General features: G+C 71.2%; 12 protein-coding genes. 6 read left to right on the top strand and 6 right to left on the bottom strand.

Going from position 1 to position 17978, the window contains the following annotated elements:
• Window positions 1–11: 11 nt before the first annotated feature.
• The 5 genes from AB0Q96_RS27265 to AB0Q96_RS27245 form a co-directional block, all read right to left on the bottom strand.
• Entirely contained in the window at window positions 12–965 is a 954-nt protein-coding gene (locus AB0Q96_RS27265; protein WP_365329918.1) for an ABC transporter permease, read from the bottom strand.
• A complete protein-coding gene (locus AB0Q96_RS27260; RefSeq protein ID WP_365330219.1) occupies window positions 958–1890 on the bottom strand; it encodes an ABC transporter permease in 933 nt (310 codons plus the stop codon). The genes AB0Q96_RS27265 and AB0Q96_RS27260 overlap by 8 nt, the downstream gene beginning before the upstream one ends.
• Before the next feature lie 172 nt (window positions 1891–2062).
• The gene (locus tag AB0Q96_RS27255; protein ID WP_365329916.1) at window positions 2063–3703 is read right to left on the bottom strand and encodes an ABC transporter substrate-binding protein; all 1641 of its coding nucleotides are present in this window, start codon (window positions 3701–3703) and stop codon (window positions 2063–2065) included.
• A gap of 435 nt (window positions 3704–4138) precedes the next feature.
• Window positions 4139–6040: a translational GTPase TypA gene (gene typA / locus AB0Q96_RS27250; protein ID WP_365329914.1), complete on the bottom strand. Its 1902-nt coding sequence runs from the start codon at window positions 6038–6040 to the stop codon at window positions 4139–4141.
• 353 nt (window positions 6041–6393) lie between these two features.
• Window positions 6394–8874: an ABC transporter family substrate-binding protein gene (locus AB0Q96_RS27245; protein ID WP_365329912.1), complete on the bottom strand. Its 2481-nt coding sequence runs from the start codon at window positions 8872–8874 to the stop codon at window positions 6394–6396.
• A gap of 310 nt (window positions 8875–9184) precedes the next feature.
• Here AB0Q96_RS27245 and AB0Q96_RS27240 point away from each other — a divergent pair, with 310 nt between their 5' ends.
• From AB0Q96_RS27240 to AB0Q96_RS27220, 5 genes are all read left to right on the top strand, one after another.
• Window positions 9185–9409, top strand: a complete 225-nt coding sequence (locus tag AB0Q96_RS27240) for a hypothetical protein (RefSeq protein WP_365329910.1) — start codon at window positions 9185–9187, stop codon at window positions 9407–9409.
• Between the two features lie 16 nt (window positions 9410–9425).
• Window positions 9426–10256, top strand: coding sequence for a hypothetical protein (locus AB0Q96_RS27235; RefSeq protein WP_365329908.1), 831 nt, complete (start codon window positions 9426–9428; stop codon window positions 10254–10256).
• 1 nt (window position 10257) lies between these two features.
• On the top strand, window positions 10258–12246 hold the full coding sequence (locus tag AB0Q96_RS27230; RefSeq protein WP_365329906.1) for a fumarate reductase/succinate dehydrogenase flavoprotein subunit: 1989 nt from the start codon (window positions 10258–10260) through the stop codon (window positions 12244–12246).
• Complete coding sequence (locus AB0Q96_RS27225) at window positions 12243–13013, top strand: succinate dehydrogenase/fumarate reductase iron-sulfur subunit (protein ID WP_365329904.1); 771 nt, start codon at window positions 12243–12245, stop codon at window positions 13011–13013. The genes AB0Q96_RS27230 and AB0Q96_RS27225 overlap by 4 nt, the downstream gene beginning before the upstream one ends.
• A gap of 322 nt (window positions 13014–13335) precedes the next feature.
• Window positions 13336–14649: a peptidoglycan DD-metalloendopeptidase family protein gene (locus AB0Q96_RS27220; protein WP_365329902.1), complete on the top strand. Its 1314-nt coding sequence runs from the start codon at window positions 13336–13338 to the stop codon at window positions 14647–14649.
• Between the two features lie 64 nt (window positions 14650–14713).
• Here AB0Q96_RS27220 and AB0Q96_RS27215 read toward each other — a convergent pair whose 3' ends face one another.
• A complete protein-coding gene (locus AB0Q96_RS27215; protein ID WP_365329900.1) occupies window positions 14714–15733 on the bottom strand; it encodes a hypothetical protein in 1020 nt (339 codons plus the stop codon).
• 136 nt (window positions 15734–15869) lie between these two features.
• Between AB0Q96_RS27215 and AB0Q96_RS27210 the strand changes: the two genes are divergently transcribed.
• Window positions 15870–17975, top strand: coding sequence for a TPM domain-containing protein (locus AB0Q96_RS27210; RefSeq protein ID WP_365329898.1), 2106 nt, complete (start codon window positions 15870–15872; stop codon window positions 17973–17975).
• Window positions 17976–17978 lie beyond the last annotated feature (3 nt).

Genomic DNA, 17978 nt, shown 5'->3' with positions numbered 1-17978 from the left:
GTACGCCCTCCTCAGCGCATCTTCGGGTCGAGGGCGTTGCGGACCGCTTCGCCGAGCATGATGAATGCCAGCACGGTGATGCTCAGCATGATCGAGGGCCACAGCAGGATGTGCGGGGACACTCGGATCTGGTCGACGGCGGTGGAGATGTCGACGCCCCAGGAGACGGTCGGGGAGGCGAGGCCGAGACCAAGGTAGGACAGGGTCGCCTCGGCCGAGATGTAGCCGCCGAGCGAGATGGTCGCGACGACGATCAGCGGGGCCATGGCGTTCGGCAGGATGTGCCGGAACAGGATCCGCGTGGTGCCGGCGCCGAGCGCCGTGGCGGCGTGGACGTAGTCGGCCTGCTTGACCGTGATCACGGCGCCGCGCATCACGCGGGCCATCTGCGTCCAGCCCAGGAAGGCCAGCGCTCCGACGACGACCCAGACGGTGCGCTCGGTGAAGGACTGGAGCACGACCATGGCGCCGAGCAGGAACGGGATGCCGAAGAAGATGTCGGTGATCCGGGAGAGGAGCGCGTCGATCACGCCGCCGAAGTAGCCGGCGAGCATGCCCACGAGGCCACCGAAGATGGTGACGATCAGGGTGACGCAGACGCCCACGATGATCGAGGCACGGGTGCCGTGGATCAGACGCGCGTACACCGAGCGGCCCTGGCCGTCGTAACCGAGCCACTCGGCCGAACCTATGTGGCTCAGCTCGGGCTTGCCCAGGAAGTGCTTCACGAGGTCGCCGTCGGTGGGCGAGGCGCTGGTGAAGAGTCCGGGGACGGCGGCGATCAGCAGCAGGATGAAGATCATCACTGCCGAGATGATGAAGTACGGGTTGCGGCGCAGGTCCGACCACGCGTCGCCCCAGAGGCTGCGGGTCTTCTCCGGCTTCGCGGCCGGCACGGACGCGTCGGCCGAGGGGGTGGCGACGGCGTCCTCGACGGCGGCCGCGGTCTTGGTCACGTCAGGCATACCGGATCCTCGGGTCCAGGACCGCGTACAGCAGGTCGATGAGAAGGCTGGTGAGGAGGTAGACGATCACCAGGATCGTGACGAGGCCGACCAGCGTGGTGCCCTCGCGACGGGAGATCGACTCGGCGATCAGACCACCGATGCCCTTGATGTTGAAGATCTTCTCGGTGACGACCGCACCGCCCATGAGGGCGCCGATGTCGGTGCCGAGGAAGGTGATGACCGGGATCATCGAGTTGCGCATCAGGTGGACACCGATGATGCGGCGCTTGGGGAGACCCTTGGCGATGGCCGTGCGCATGTAGTCGGCGCGCAGGTTCTCCGCCATGGTCGTCCGGGTCAGTCGCGCCACATAGGCGAGCGAGAGTCCACCGAGCACGATCGCCGGGGCGATCAGTTCGTCCCAGTTCACCTCGGTCGACACGTTCGGCGCGATCCAGCCCAGGTTGAACGCGAACTGCATCTTGATGAGGAAGCCGAGCACGAAGACCGGGATCGAGATGATCAGCAGCGTGAAGATCAGGATGGCGTTGTCGGCCAGTCGGCCGGCGCGCAGACCGGCGATGATGCCGAGGCCGATACCGAAGATCAGCTCGAACGTGAAGGCCAGGAAGGCCAGCTGGAGCGTGACGGGGAACGCCTCACCCAGCACCTCGGTGACCGGCCGGCCGTTGCGGATCTGGGTGCCGAAGTCCAGATGCAGGATCATGTCCCGCATATAGACGAGGTACTGCTCCGGGAGGGAGCGGTCGAGACCCAGTTCATGGCGCTTCGCGGCCAGGGTCGCAGGATCTGCCCCCTTGTCACCGAACATCGCGAGCACGGGGTCACCGGGCAGGCTGTGCACCATGAGGAAGATCAGCAGGGTTGTCCCGAGGAAAACCGGGATCATCTGGAGCAGTCGTCGTGCGACATAGCGCCCCATCATGCCTCCGTTGAGATGTGACGGCCGCAGCCGACGGGCCCTCCCCGACAGCCTGCCCAGATCCGGGCACGCTGATGTCGTGGAAGGGCCCCCCAGCCACTGCGTAAGGCACCGAGGCGGGGCTGACGATCCGTCAGCCCCGCGCTACGGCGAGCGGACTACGCTTGGGTGATTACTTCTTGACCTCGACGCCGGTCAGGATCGGGTCGCCGTCCTGTCCGTACGCCACGCCGGTCACCTTCTCGGAGTAGCCCGCGTTGACCTTGTAGTACCAGAGCGGGATCGACGGCATGTAGTTGACCAGGTCCTTCTCGATGGCCTGGTATGCCTTGACCGACTCGTCCAGCGTCTTCGCCGAGTCAGCCTTCGCGATCTTGGCGTCCAGCTCCTTGTTGGAGAAGTCGCCCTGGTTGCCGCCCGCACCCGTACGGAACAGGTCCGAGATGAAGTTGGCGTTCACCGGGTAGTCGAGCACCCAGCCGGAGCGGTACAGGGACTTGACCTGCTTCGTCTTACGAGCGGTCAGGTCGGCCTGGAAGTCCGGCTTGCCGTCGCCGACGCACTGGACGCCGGTGGACTGGGTGATGCTGTTGCAGACAGCCTCCACCCACTCCTTGTGACCGCCATCCGCGTTGTACTGGATGGAGATCTTGTTGTTCGGGACGCCGCCGCCGGCCTTGATGAGCTCCTTGGCCTTGGTCGGGTCGAACTTCGTGACCTCGACCGCGTTCGGCTGGTAGCCGAGCACGCCCTTGGCGACCCAGCCGGTCGCGGGCTCACGCGTACCGTTCAGCACCGTCTTGGTGATGGTGGCACGGTCGATGCCCATCGACAGGCCCTGGATGACCCGCGGGTCGACCTGCTTCGGCTTCTTCCACTGGTCGGCGTAGAAGGCGACGGCGATCGTCTGGATCGCGGAGTACGCCTGGTCGACCGCGCGGTCGCCGAGGTCCTGGCGGTAGACCGGCAGGTCCTTCGGGGCGAGCTGACGCAGAACGTCGACGTTGCCCGACTTCAGGTCCTCGTACGCGGCCTCGAGGGTGGTGTAGTTCTTGAAGACCACACCGCCGTTCTTCGCCTTGTTCGGGCCCTTGTAGCCGTCGAAGCGGGTGATCTCGATCTGCTTCTTGTGGTCCCACGACTTGAACTTGTAGGGACCGTTGCCGACCGGCTTCTCGCCGCCGGCCTTCGGGTCCTTGTAGAAGGACTCCGGCAGCGGAGCGAAGACGATGTAGGCCAGCTTGTGCGCGAAGTACGGAACCGACTTCGTGAGCTCGATCGTGAAGCTCGTGTCGTCGATGACCTTCAGGCCGTCCAGCTTGTCGGACGTGGGCTTGGCGCCCTCGGCCTCCGGGTGGACCTTGTCGTAGCCCTTGATGTCCGCGAACCAGGACGAGAGGCCCTGGGCGTTCTTGACGTTGGCGTTCCAGTTCCACGCGTCCACGAAGGACTTCGAGGTCACCGGGGTGCCGTCGTGGAAGGTCCAGCCCGGCTTGAGCTTGACGGTCCAGGTCTTCGAGTCCGTCGTGGTGACCGACTCGGCGTTGATCATCTCGAGCGAGCCGTCGGCCTTGTAGTCGACCAGGGTCGAGAACAGGCCGGCCATGACCGCGGAGCCGTTGGACTCCATCGTGTCACCGGTGAGCAGGGGCTTCTCAGGCTCACCCAGCTCGATGGAGAAGATGCCGTTCGGGTCAACAGCGCCCTTGGCGTCATTGCTGCCGCCGTCGCTCTTACCCCCGCCACAGGCGGTCGCTGCCAGGGCGACGACGATCGCGCCCGCTACCCACTTGGCGCTCTTGGCACCGCGCATGGGTTCCTCCTCATGAGTCCACTTGTCACTACAAGAGGGGCACTTCGAGTTCTGCCGACACCCCTGACGGCGTTGCACTCAAGTGCCCCGAGTGTGCTCGTGAGTCGGCACTCCCCACAGTGCGTGACCCATTGACCCGAGCTCAATGGAGCCAACTATTAAGTACGTCCGGGCCGTAAACCACACTTAAGTGGTCTCGTTTTGACAACATCGCCAAGCCACCGAAGACCGAAATCCGGACAAAGCGAGCACAGACAGACACCGACGAAACGGACCGTTAACACACGTTCCGGAGAGCGACGACCGATATCCGGACAGCTGGGTTCCGTAATGAACTTGACTGAACGTTGAAGAAGGGCCCGGCCCCCCGCCTGTTCAGGCGGGGGGCCGGGCCCTTCGACAGGGAGCCGCGTCAGAGCGACGCGGAGCCGTGTGTCAGCCGTTCTTGGCGCGCGAGGAGGCGCGACCGCGGGCGTTCTGGTCCAGGATGACCTTGCGGATGCGCACGGCCTCCGGGGTCACCTCGACGCACTCGTCGTCGCGGCAGAACTCCAGGGACTGCTCCAGGGACAGCTTGCGCGGCGGGACGATCGCCTCGAAGGAGTCGGCGGAGGCGGAGCGCATGTTGGTGAGCTTCTTCTCCTTGGTGATGTTCACGTCCATGTCGTCGGAGCGGGAGTTCTCGCCGACGATCATGCCCTCGTACACCTCGGTGCCGGGGTCGGTGAACAGCACACCGCGCTCCTGCAGGTTCGTCATCGCGAAGGCGGTGACGGCACCCGCGCGGTCGGCGACCAGCGAGCCGTTGTTACGGGTGGTCAGCGTGCCGAACCACGGCTCGTGGCCCTCGTGGATCGAGTGGGCGATGCCCGTACCGCGGGTGTTGGTGAGGAACTCCGTACGGAAGCCGATGAGGCCGCGGGACGGGACGACGAACTCCATGCGGACCCAGCCGGAGCCGTGGTTCGACATGTTGTCCATGCGGCCCTTGCGGACGCCCATGAGCTGCGTGACGGCGCCCATGTGCTCCTCGGGCACGTCGACCGTGAGGCGCTCGACGGGCTCGTGGGTCTTGCCGTCGACCTCCTTGGTGACGACCTGGGGCTTGCCGATGGTGAGCTCGAAGCCCTCACGGCGCATCTGCTCGACCAGGATGGCGAGCGCGAGCTCACCACGGCCCTGGACCTCCCAGGCGTCCGGACGCTCGGTGTCGAGGACGCGGAGCGAGACGTTACCGATCAGCTCGCGGTCCAGACGGTCCTTGACCTGGCGGGCGGTGACCTTGCGCTGCTTGACCGCGGACTTGGCCTCGGCGCCCTTGCCCGTGCCGCCACGGCCGACGAGCGGCGAGGTGTTGGTGCCGATGGTCATGGAGATCGCCGGCTGGTCGACCGTGATCAGCGGCAGCGCGATCGGGTTCTCCGGGTCGGCCAGGGTCTCGCCGATCATGATGTCCGGGATACCGGCGACGGCGCAGATGTCGCCGGGGCCGGCCACCTCGGCCGGCTTGCGGGTGAGCGCCTCGGTCATCATCAGCTCGGTGATGCGGACGTTGGAGATCGTGCCGTCCCGCTTGATCCACGCGACCGTCTGGCCCTTGCGCAGCTCGCCCTGCTCGACGCGGAGCAGCGCGATGCGGCCGAGGAAGTTGTCGGCGTCCAGGTTGGTGACGTGCGCCTGGAGGGGGGCCTCCTCGTCGTACGACGGGGCCGGGACGTGCTCCAGGATGGTGCTGAAGAACGGCTCCAGGTTGTCGCTGTCCGCGGGGACCGTGCCGTTCTCCGGCTTGGTCAGCGAGGCGATGCCGTCACGGCCGCAGGCGTAGACGATCGGGAACTCGATCTGGTCCTCGTCCGCGTCCAGGTCGAGGAACAGGTCGTAGGTCTCGTTGACGACCTCGTCGATCCGGGAGTCCGGGCGGTCCGTCTTGTTGATGCAGAGGATGACGGGCTTGCGCTGCTGGAGGGCCTTGCGCAGCACGAAGCGGGTCTGCGGGAGCGGACCCTCCGAGGCGTCCACGAGGAGGACGACCGCGTCCACCATCGACAGACCGCGCTCGACCTCGCCACCGAAGTCGGCGTGGCCGGGGGTGTCGATGATGTTGATCGTGATCGGGGCCCCGCCGTCCTTGGGGTGATACTTCACCGCCGTGTTCTTGGCGAGGATCGTGATGCCCTTCTCACGCTCCAGGTCGTTCGAGTCCATCATGCGGTCGTCGAGCTGCTGGTGGGCGGCGAAGGCACCGGCCTGCTTGAGCATGGCGTCGACGATGGTCGTCTTGCCATGGTCGACGTGGGCGACGATGGCGACGTTACGGATGTCGTGGCGCGTGGGCATGGGTGCTTGCGCTTCTCTCGGATCGTGGGATGCGGCGTCAGTTCCTCTTACGCCCGCCGGGCGGACGCGCCACGGCTATGTCCTATGGTACGGGGCTGCCGTGCAAGGGGCTTCCCCACCCGGGATCCGAGGGGTGCTACTGGGGGGTTCCGCCGGCGCGGGGACGCCTGCGGAACCGCGTGGGGGCATACGCGGGGAGTGCGGTACGGGTGACGTACGGGTGTGGTGAGGAGGTCGTGCGGCCGGGTCAAGGGGCCGACGCGATCCTGCCCGCCGGGATCACCGGCGGGCAAGGAACTTGAGCTGCTTCTGAGCTTGCGACTTGGACTTTCGGCGGCTTTAGGGTATTGCGCTCACTTGCGGGTGTTGCGCTCCGGTCCCTGTGCGGACGCGGGCTTCTTGTAGCCGATGTCCTGGTACCGCGGGGCGGCCATCCCCCACGCCCCGGCGTTCACCACGTCGCTCTTGGCGGCGACCAGCTGGGGGCGCTGGTACAGGGGGATGGAACCGGCCGCGGCCCAGATCCGGGCGTCGGCCTGGCGGACCAGGTCACGGGCCTCGTCCTCGTCGAGGGTGCCCACCGCCTGGTCGAAGAGCTGGTCGATCCGGTCGGTGCCGACCCGGGCGTAGTTCTGCTCGACCAGCAGCGAGCCGTCGGAGGCGGGCTCCGGCTTGGCGAAGATCGGCCGGGCGTCGGTCGCCGGGAAGGCGCTGGCGGGCCAGGAGTAGAGGGCCAGGTCGTAGTCGCCGGAGGCGATGTGGTCCTTGAAGAAGCTCTCGTCGGAGACCTTCGTCACCGCGGTGCGGATGCCCACGGCGTCGAGCATCCGGACGATCCGGTCGCCGACCGCCCGCAGCGACTCCGAACCGGGGCCCGAGGGCAGCACGAAGCGGAGGCTGAGCGGCTTGCCGTCCTTGCCCAGCGCCTGCGCCGCCGCGTCCACGACCGCCGGGGCGGCGGAGCCGCGCGGGGCGTAGGCCCCGGCCACGCCCTTGGCCTCGGACCTGGCCTCGGACCCGGTCTGCGCCTGCGCCTGCGACTGCGCCTTCGCGGCGGCCGGGGCGCCGGCCCCGGTCCCGGTGGCCGTGCCGGTGCCGGTGTCCAGCGCCTCGGCCTGCCGGAGCAGGGCCGCGCTCTGGAAGGCGGCGACGGGGGCGGGGGCGAGGACGTTGGTGCCGTTCTCGGGGCCGCCCGCGCCGATCAGGGGGGCGGCCGGGCGGGCGCCGGGCTTGTCGTCGCCGACGATGTAGAGCCCGTCGTCGGAGGCGGTGTCGGGCTTTCCGGCGGGCTTCCCGGCGGCCTTCCCGGCGGGCTTCTCCTCCCCTTCCTTGCCCTCCTCCCCCGGCTTCGCCTTCTCCGTCCCCGCCGCCTTCTCCTTCTCCTTCTCCGTCTTCGTGGCGGTGCTGCCCGCCTTCGCCCCGGCCGGCTTCTTCAGGGCGCCGCCCGGCACCCAGCCCGCGTCGGCGAGGAGCGCCCGCGCCTCCTTGGTGTCCTGGTCGCCGAGCGCGTCGCTGCTGTCGGCGTAGGCGGCCTGCCCGGCGAGGGCCAGGTGGCTGCCCGGGGGCTTGGCCGGGAGGCCGAGCGGCTTCAGCACGGTCTCGGCGAGCTCCTGGCGGTTGATCGCGCGGGCCACCGCCCGGCGGACCCGCTCGTCGGACAGCGCGCCGGACTCCCCGTTGAGGGAGAGCTGGGTGTACGCGGGCTCCAGGGACTTCCGTACGACGTACCCGGCCAGCGCGTTCTGCTCGGTCGCGTACCGGGCGACGGCCTGCTGGTTCTTCTCGCGGGCGGCCTGGACCTCGGCGGCCTTCTCCTCGTCGGAGCCGTGCGCGAGGGCCCAGGAGCGCAGGGCCGCGGCGGGGGTGATCCCGGCGCCGGGCCCGTGGGTGAGGGCCTGCCCGCCGTTGCGGCCGGCCCGGGCGTCCCGTACCGCGAGCGCGATCCGGTCGGCGGCGGAGCGGTCGATCTCGGCCAGGTCCAGCTTGCCCGCGGCGAGCGCGGTGGCCCGGTCGGCGCGGGGGACGGCCTTGAGGACGATGCTGTCCAGCTTGGTGGTCCGGCCCCACCAGCGCGGGTTGCGGGTGAGCGTGACGTCGCCGCTCTTGCGGTCCACCGTCTTCAGCAGGAACGGTCCTGCGGTGGCCTTGAGCGCGGTGCGCGCGCCGTCGTTGAAGGCGCTCGGGGAGCCCATCACCTGCTTCGGGTAGAGCGGGGTGAAGAGCGAGCGCCAGTCGGCGTACGGCTTGCCGAAGGTGACCCGTACCTCCAGGTCGTTCTTGCCGCGCTCGATCTTCTCGATCCGCTCGTAGCCGGCGTTGCGCGCGGTCCAGTACGCGGTGTCCCGGCCGCTCAGCGCGCGCCACTGGGCGACGAAGTCCGGGGCGCCGATCTCGCGCCCGTCGCTCCAGACCGCCTGCTGGTTGAGCTTGTAGAGGACGACCTGCTTGGGCTCGGTCTCGACGACCGCGGCGGACTCCAGGTAGTCCGGGTTGATCTGCGGACGGCCTCGGCCGTCCAGGGTGTAGAGGGAGGGGAGCACGGCTCCGGCGATGCGGTTGGTGGCGCCGTCGGCGTCGGCCTGGAAGGCGTTCAGCGTGGTGGGCAGCGCGTCGACGGCCCAGCGCAGGGTCCCTCCGTCGGCGACCTGGTCGCGGGCGGCCGGCGCGTTGTCCTGGGCGGCGGCGGGGGTCTCGTCGGCGCTGTCGCCGGAGCCGCATCCGGTGAGCACGGCGAGGGCGAGCACGGCACTGCTGAGGGTGGCTACGGAGCGGAGCGTGCGGGAGCGGGGGCTCCTGGAGCATGTCCTCCCGCGAGGGGCGCCGACCTGGGACATGACTTGTACCCCTTCGTCCAGTTTTATGCCATTTGGAGATGATCACACCTATTGCTCATACACTGAAAAGGACGGAGCGGATCCGGCCACGGCGACACGGCGGCACGGACGGCGAACCCCACTCGTGCGGCCCAACCGCCGACAGATCGGGACGCTCCGGACGAGTGGAATCCCGTACGCACTGCTTCACAAGCGCGATGTGACGCGCGACACTCTCCCCCAGGTCCCGGCTTCGCCCGACCGGAGCTCGACCAGCGGGGAACCCCCTCGCGTGATCACGGACCGCGCGTTCGCGGAAGTGAGGGCAACCATGTCCGTTCAGGACGATCTGGCGGCCGTCAAGCGTCGCCTGCAGGACCTGGAGCACACGGTCGAAGAGCTGGAACGCCGCGTCGGGACGGAGCGGGCCGCACCCCAGCCGCCGGAGGGCCGCGCCGAGAGCCTGGTGACCATCCCCGACGCCCCGTACGACAGGGGACTGTGGACGGACGCCGACGACGAGGGCCTGGGAGCGCGCGACCACCACGCGCCGTAGAACCGAGGAGGCCCCGTTGGCCACAGGTACCCGACCCCCGCCCAGGACCGGAGCGGCGACGGGGGTGCGCTCCCCGGGGCGCGCCTCCCTCGCCGCCCGCCATCTGCGCACCGACCGCTGGTGGCTGGCGCCCGCCGTCACCGCCGCGGGACTGCTCGCCTTCGTCGCGTACTCGACGTGGCGGGCCTTCGCGAACGCCCACTACTACGCCGCCCCCTATGTGTCGCCGTTCTACTCGCCGTGCCTGGCGGAGAACTGCGTCCCCATGCGCGGCGGGCCGAACTGGGCGCTCTTCGGCAGCTGGTGGGGCCTCTCCCCCGCGCTGCTGATCCTGGTCTTCCCGCTCGGCTTCCGGCTGACCTGCTACTACTACCGCAAGGCGTACTACCGGGGTTTCTGGGCGTCTCCCCCGGCCTGCGCGGTCGCCGAACCCCACCGCGCGTACACCGGCGAGACCCGGCTCCCGCTGATCCTGCAGAACGCGCACCGGTACTTCTTCTACCTGGCCCTGCCGGTCGCCGGCATCCTCACCTACGACACGGCGCTGACCTTCCGGGACTCCTCCTACGCCTGGGGCCACGCGGGGCTCGGGACGGTGCTGTACGTCGTCAACATCGCGCTCATCTGGTCGTACACGCTCTCCTGCCACTCCTGCCGGCATGTCGTGGGCGGGCGGCTGCGGCACTTCTCGAAACACCCGGTCCGCTACCGCCTGTGGACCTGGGTGGGCCGGCTGAACCGGCGCCACATGCTGCTCGCCTGGTCCTCGCTGATCAGCGTCGCCGTCTGCGACCTGTACGTGTACCTGCTCGCCACCGGTGCCTTCGACGACCCGAGGTTCTTCTGAGATGAGTCCTGTGGAACGACAGCGCTGGGACGTGGTCGTGGTCGGCGCCGGCGGCGCCGGGCTGCGCGCGGCGATCGAGGCGCGGCGCCGGGGCGCCCGTACCGCCGTGATCTGCAAGTCCCTCTTCGGCAAGGCCCACACGGTGATGGCCGAGGGCGGCATCGCCGCCTCCATGGCCAACGCCCATCCGCACGACAGCTGGCAGGTGCACTTCCGCGACACCCTGCGCGGCGGGAAGTTCCTCAACCAGTGGCGGATGGCCGAGCTCCACGCGCGGGAGGCGCCCGAGCGGGTGTGGGAGCTGGAGACCTGGGGCGCGCTCTTCGACCGCACGCCCGACGGGCGCATCTCCCAGCGCAACTTCGGCGGCCACGAGTACCCCCGGCTCGCGCACGTCGGCGACCGGACCGGGCTCGAACTGATCCGCACCCTCCAGCAGAAGATCGTCTCCCTCCAGCAGGAGGACTTCCGTGAGACCGGGGAGTACGAGTCGCGGCTGAAGGTCTTCCAGGAGTGCACGGTCACCCGCGTCCTGAAGACGGCGTCCGGGGAGCGGGTCGGCGGTGTCTTCTGTTACGAGCGGGAGACCGGCCGCTTCTTCGTCCTGGAGGCGCCGTCGGTGGTCCTCGCGACCGGCGGGATCGGCAAGTCCTTCAAGGTGACGTCCAACTCGTGGGAGTACACGGGCGACGGGCACGCGCTCGCCCTGCTCGCGGGGGCGCCGCTGGTCAACATGGAGTTCGTGCAGTTCCATCCGACCGGGATGGTCTGGCCGCCGTCGGTGAAGGGCATCCTCGTCACCGAGTCGGTGCGGGGGGACGGCGGCGTGCTCAGGAACTCCGAGGGCCGGCGCTTCATGTTCGACTACGTCCCCGAGGTCTTCAAGGAGAAGTACGCGCAGTCGGAGGAGGAGGGCGACCGCTGGTACGAGGACCCCGACCACAACCGGCGCCCGCCCGAGCTGCTGCCCCGCGACGAGGTGGCCCGCGCGATCAACTCCGAGGTCAAGGCGGGGCGCGGCTCCCCGCACGGCGGGGTCTTCCTCGACGTGTCGACCCGGATGCCGGCGGAGGTGATCCGACGCCGGCTGCCCTCGATGTACCACCAGTTCAAGGAGCTGGCCGACGTCGACATCACGGCCGAGGCGATGGAGGTCGGGCCGACCTGTCACTACGTGATGGGCGGGGTGGCCGTCGACTCGGACTCGGCGGCGACGGTCGGCGTTCCGGGCCTGTTCGCGGCCGGCGAGGTCGCGGGCGGGATGCACGGATCCAATCGCCTGGGTGGCAACTCGCTGTCGGACCTGCTGGTGTTCGGGCGCCGGGCGGGGCTGCACGCGGCGGAGCACGCGCTGGACCCGGGATCGGGTGCCCGGGAACCTGGATCCAATATCCAGGATTCCGGATCCACCGCCCGAGGCACGGGATCCGATCTCCACCGTCCTGGATCCGATCTCCACCGTCCTGGATCCGATCCCGTGCCCGAGGAAGCCGTGGCCGCGGCGCGGGCGGAGGCCCTGGCCCCCTTCGAGGGCGGCGCGGCGGCCCCGGAGAACCCGTACACCCTCCACCAGGAGCTCCAGCAGACGATGAACGACCTCGTCGGGATCATCCGGCGGGAGGGCGAGATGGCGGAGGCGCTGGAGCGGATCGCGGAGCTCCGCGAGCGGGCGGACCGGGTCGCCGTGGAGGGGCACCGGCAGTTCAACCCGGGCTGGCACCTGGCCCTGGACCTGCGGAACATGCTGCTGGTCAGCGAGTGCGTGGCCCGGGCGGCGCTGGAGCGCACCGAGAGCAGGGGCGGCCACACCCGCGAGGACCACCCGACGATGGACCGCGCCTGGCGCCCGGTGAACCTGCTGTGCCGGGTGGACGGCCCCCGCGTCGCCCTGGAACGGGTGGGCACCGAACCGATCAGGGCCGACCTCCTCGCGCTCTTCGAGCGGGAGGAGCTGGCCAAGTACCTGTCAGCGGAGGAGCTGGAGTCATGAGCACGTACCAGGCCCGCTTCCGGATCTGGCGGGGCGACGCCGACGGCGGCGAGCTGACCGACTACACCGTGGAGGTGCACGACGGCGAGGTGGTCCTCGACATCGTGCACCGCCTCCAGGCCACCCAGACCCCGGACCTCGCCGTCCGCTGGAACTGCAAGGCCGGCAAGTGCGGCTCCTGTTCGGCCGAGATCAACGGGCGCCCACGGCTGATGTGCATGACCCGGATGTCGGTCTTCACCCGCGAGGAGACCGTCACCGTGACCCCGATGCGCGCCTTCCCCGTCATCCGCGACCTGGTCACGGACGTCTCCTTCAACTACGCGAAGGCGCGCGAGATCCCGGCCTTCGTCCCGCCGGCCGGGCTCGCCCCGGGCGAGTACCGGATGCGACAGGAGGACGTCGACCGCTCGCAGGAGTTCCGCAAGTGCATCGAGTGCTTCCTGTGCCAGGACACCTGCCACGTCGTCCGCGACCACGAGGAGAACAAGCCCGCCTTCGCCGGCCCCCGCTTCCTCATGCGGATCGCCGAACTCGACATGCACCCCCTCGACGCGGCCGAGGAGTCGGGCCTGGACCGCCGCCGCACCGCCCAGGACGAACACGGCCTCGGCTACTGCAACATCACCAAGTGCTGCACGGAGGTCTGCCCGGAGTCCATCCGGATCACGGACAACGCCCTCATCCCGATGAAGGAACGGGTCGTGGACCGGAAGTACGACCCGGTGGTGTGGCTGGGGAGCAAGATCCGGCGACGGGGGCGGTGATCAAGGGGGAGGATCCGGGGGTGGTGACCCGGGGTGCTGACCTCTGAGGTGGTGACCCGGAGGCGGTGACCCCGGGGGCGGTGACCCCGGGGGCGGTCAAGGGGGCCCGACCCGCCGCTCGACGGGCCACCCGTCGGCCAATTTGGCATGCTCACGTAACGAGAGGGTCACGAAGGGGTGCTCCGGCCCGCGCCGTGGGGACGCTCGGACGCGTCGGCAGGACGCACACCTCGTGCCTGCCGGCGCCCCGGCGGATTCCGGCGGCGGTCGCCGGACACCCCGTGGCGAGCGACGTCGGACCACACACCACGGAGGTCCCACGTTGCAGACCCGCAGGCGCCGCGGCGCCGTCCGCTCGCTCCTCGCCACCGCCCTCGCCCTCGGCCTCGCGGCCGTCACCACCGGCACGGCGCAGGCGGCCACCCCCGCCGCCGCCCGCACGGCGAACGCCGTCACCGGAGCCGGTGCCACGGCGGACTGCTCGGGCTCGGTGTCGGTCTACGGAGCCCTGGCCGACGGCCGTCTGACCTACTCGCAGATCGACCCGTCGAACGGCGACCGGGTCAAGACCCTGGTCGGCCCCGACCTCGGCTTCGTCCCCAAGGCCCTGGCGACGCTCAACTTCAACACCGTCCTCGCCACCGACAGCGCCGGCACGCTCTACCGGATCGACATCAGGACCAACAACCTCTCGCTCGCCCTGCTCAACGCCCCGGTCGCCATCGGCACCGGCTGGACCCACGACAAGCTGACGTACGACGGGCACGGGCACCTGTACGGGACCGCCGGGGGCGTGCTCCTCCAGTACCTGGTGTCCCAGCCCAAGCCGGCCGGCTCCCAGCACATCGGCCAGCGCGTCGAGATCGGCACCGGCTTCGTCCTGAAGACCCTCACCGCCACCGGCGACGACCGGCTGCTCGCGAACACCTCCGACGGGCGGCTCCTGGAGTACCGGATCGACGGCGCCGGCGGCTGGTCGAGCCGGCTCCTCGCCGCCGCCAACTGGTCCGGCTTCGACCGGCTGGTCTCCCCCGGCGGCGGCCTCTACTACGGCGTGACCGCGGCCGGCGGCATGTACTGGTACCAGGACGTGAACCCCACCGACGGCTCGGGCGCGGACATCGTCTACCACAACGACGACCCGGTCGACCTCTCCGGCTGGACCCAGACCGTGCTGTCCGCGGAGCCGGAGACCGCCACCTGCGCCGGCCGCGACTTCGCCTACGTGCTGCCCGCGGGCGCCGTCCCCCGCACCGAACTGGACGACCCGCACCACGACTACGCGGCCATCGACATCCAGGTCCCCGTCGGCACCCCCGTCTACGCGATCACGCGCGGCACGGTCGGCTACATCGACGGCGGATTCGGCAACGGCATCACCCTGACCGGATCCGACGGCACCACGTACATCTACGGGCACCTCGACTCGCGCGGGGTCGCCGCGGGCAGCACGGTCAGCCCCGGGCAGTACCTCGGCGAGTCCGGCAACACCGGCCAGTCGACCGGCCCGCACCTGCACGTCGAGATCCGGATCGGCGGCGTGAAGCACTGCCCCCAGCCGCTGCTCCTCGCCCTGTACGACGGCACGACCCCACCCGCGCCGAACACCCTCCCCACCAGCGGCTGCTCCTACTGAGCCGGCACCCGGGGCCGCGCGGGGCGGCACCCCCGGTCCCGGGCCGGCCCCTGGGCCCGCGCGGTCAGTGCCAGCCCTCGCGGTAGGCCGCCCAGTCCTCGTCCCGGGCCGCGAAGTCGACGTACAGGGCGAGGCCGAAGCGGGCGCGGTCCGGGTCGGTGCGGCCGAGGCCGAGGCGGGCGCCGCGCACGGCGGCCTCGACGGTCTCGGCGGACTCGTGGTGGCCGAGGTCGTCCTCGTGGAAGAACGGCAGGCCCATCAGGAGGTCCGTGCTCTCGGGGGTGACCTCCAGGGCGAGGCTGGTCTGCTGGGCGACATACCCGCCGTAGAGGCCCTCCAGGGGCATCCAGGTGTCGTACGACATGAGGGCGATCTGGTCGACACGGCGGGCGACCTGGCCGAAGAACGCCTGCGACCACCACTTCTCGCTGCCGCTGAGCCCGCCGAGGACGGTGTGCGCGGCCGGCAGCGGGTCGATCTGGTGCGCGGCGACCGAGAGCCACGCCTTCCGGGAGCGGGTCAGGGCGCCGAGGTCGTCGAGGAGGGAGAGGTAGGAGGCGTCGTCGGAGTGCAGGGGCTCCAGGTCGAAGTGGACGCCGTCGAAGCCCGCGTCCAGCACCTGCCGGGCGGAGGTCACCACGGCGGCGCGGGAGGCGGGCCGCTCCAGGCGCAGCCCGTCGGGGCCCTCGGTGGCCAGGACGTCGCCCAGCCAGGCGTGCACGCGGATGCCGGGCAGGGTGCGGTGCACGGCGCCGACGAGCCAGGTCGCTCTCGGGTGGCGGGCGGCGGGCAGGGTGCCGTCGTGTTCCAGGGGGCCGGCGTGGACGTACAGGTCGCGGATGCCGGTCCCCTTGATGCGGGCGGCGAAGGCGGCCAGGTCGGCGTCCTTCTTCCGGCCGTCGACCCAGGCGTGGCCGAGCCAGATGGCGTCCTTGCCGCGGCTGAGCGTGCCGTCCCGGAGCTCACCGCCGTAGTTCAGGCGCAGCGCGAGTCCGCCGGCGAGCGGCGGGAGGACCAGCAGCAGGGCGAGCGCCAGGGCCCACCGGCGGCCGCGCCGCCACCGTCGTGTGCCTCGTCCGTCCATCTGGGCCCCCCGGTCGCGTCCTGTCGCCTCGGCCACCGTAGCGGCGGCTACCGACAGTGACGCCGGACGGTCGCACGCGGTTTCGCCCCGGGCGGCCCGGTCGCGGAGGTCCCGGGGCGGACATAGCCTCCGTTCTGTGACGCGAACAGCCACCCGAGCCCTGCTCGCGGTGCTGGTGGCGGCGTGGTGGCTGGTCGTGCCCGCCGTCCCCGGTGCCCGCGCCGACGACCCGGTCACGCTGTCCCGTGAGGGGCAGATCACCGACCGGGTGGGAGCGCTGGGCGACCGGCGTCCCGAGGTGGTGCGGGCCCTCGACGCGCTCTACGACGCCCGCCGGGTGCAGCTCTTCGTCGTCTACGTACGGGACTTCTCCGGCCGTCCGGCCCAGGGCTGGGCCGACGCCACCGCCGAACGCAACGGGCTCGGCCGCGACGACGTCCTGCTCGCCGTCGCCACCCACGACCGGCAGTACGGCTACTCCGCCGACCCCGACTCGCGCTTCACCCAGGCCCAGCTCGACGACGTGGCCCGGACCGCGATCGAGCCCGCGCTGCGGCAGAACGACTGGGCGGGCGCGGCGATCGGCGCCGCGAACGGCTACTCCGCCGTCCTCGCCGGGCAGCCCGTCCCCACCCCCGCGATCACCCCGGGTCCGGCCGACCCCGGCACCGGCTCCGCCGCGTCCGGATCGCCCTCCGCGAGCGACCTCGTGCTGCCCGTCGTCCTGGTCGGCGGCGCCGGCGCGGTGGCGGCGTACGCGTACACCCGGCGGCGCAGGAGGAGCGGCCCCCGCCCCGCCCCGCCGCCCGGCGACGGGCCGGGCCGGGGCGCGCCGAAGGCGCCCGCGCGGCCGACGCTGGAGGAGCTGGACGGTCGGGCCCGGCAGGCGCTGGTCGCCACCGACGACGCCGTCCGCACCAGCAACGAGGAACTCGGTTTCGCGGCGGCCCAGTTCGGCGACGAGGCGGCCGAGCCGTTCACCGCGGCCGTCCGGTACGCCGAGGGCGAGCTGACGGCCGCGTTCCGGCTGCGCCAGCAGCTCGACGACGCGTTCCCGGAGGACGACGCGACCCGCCGCTCCATGCTGGAGGAGATCCTGCGGCGCTGCGCCGACGTCAACGCCCGGCTCGACGCCGAGTCGGCGGACTTCGACCGGCTGCGCGCCCTGGAGCACAACGCCCCGCAGGCCCTCGCGGCCGTCGAGTCGGCCTTCCGCGAGCAGACCGGCCGGATGGGCACGGCGCAGGCGGCGCTCGCGGCGATGCGCGAGCGGTACACGGAGTCCGCGGCGGCCCCGGTCTCCGGCGACGTCGAGCAGGCCAAGGACCGGCTGGTGTTCGCGACCGCCACCGTCAACCAGGCCCGGCAGCATCTCGACGCCGGCGACAACGGCGCCGCCGCCGTGCAGATCCGGGCCGCGGAGGGCGCCGTGGACCAGGCGGCCCGGCTGATCGAGGCGGTCGACCGGCGGGCCAAGGAGCTCGCGGAGGCGGTCGGCGGGCTGCCGGGCGCGCTCGCCGAGACCGAGGCGGACCTGGCCGACGCCCGCGGACTGCTCCAGGGCACCGCGGAGCGCGTGTCGACGGCGGACCTGCGGGGCCGGATCGGCCGGGCCGAGTCCGTACTCGCGGATGTGCGGGCGGCGGTGGACTCCGGGCGGTACGACCCGATCGAGGCGCTGCGGCGGGTCGAGCAGGCGGACGCCGCCCTCGACGAGGCGCTGGAGGGCGCCCGGGAGCGCGAGTCGGGCACCCGGCGCGCCCGGGCCCTCCTCGACCAGGCCCTGCTGACGGCCCGTTCCGCGATCGGGGCGGCCGGCGACTACGTGACGACGCACCGCGGCGCGGTCGGCGCCGAGGCCCGCACCCGGCTGGCCGAGGCCGGGCGCCGGCTCGACCGGGCGGGCGAGCTCGCCGAGGACGACCCGCAGTCGGCGCTGACGGAGGCGCAGCAGGCGGACGCGCTGGCCCGGCGGGCGCAGGAGCTGGCCGAGCGGGACGTACGGACGTACGGGAATCCCGACGGGTTCGGCGGCGGCACGGGGGCGGGCGGGTCCGGCGGGAGCGGGCTGGGCGGCGCGGTGCTCGGCGGCATCATCCTCGGCGGCCTGTTCGGCGGCGGCCGGGGCGGGGGCGGGTCCGGTCACGGCGGGGGGTTCGGGGGCGGCGGCTTCGGCGGCGGCCCCGGCAGCTTCGGCGGCGGGGGCACGCGCGGCCGGCTCGGTGGCGGTGGCCGTTTCTGAGCG

This window comes from Streptomyces sp. NPDC093111 (genome assembly GCF_040683955.1).
GTDB lineage: Bacteria > Actinomycetota > Actinomycetes > Streptomycetales > Streptomycetaceae > Streptomyces.
The sequence above is the reverse complement of the archived record's forward strand: the minus strand, read 5'-3'. Positions and strand labels throughout refer to the sequence as shown.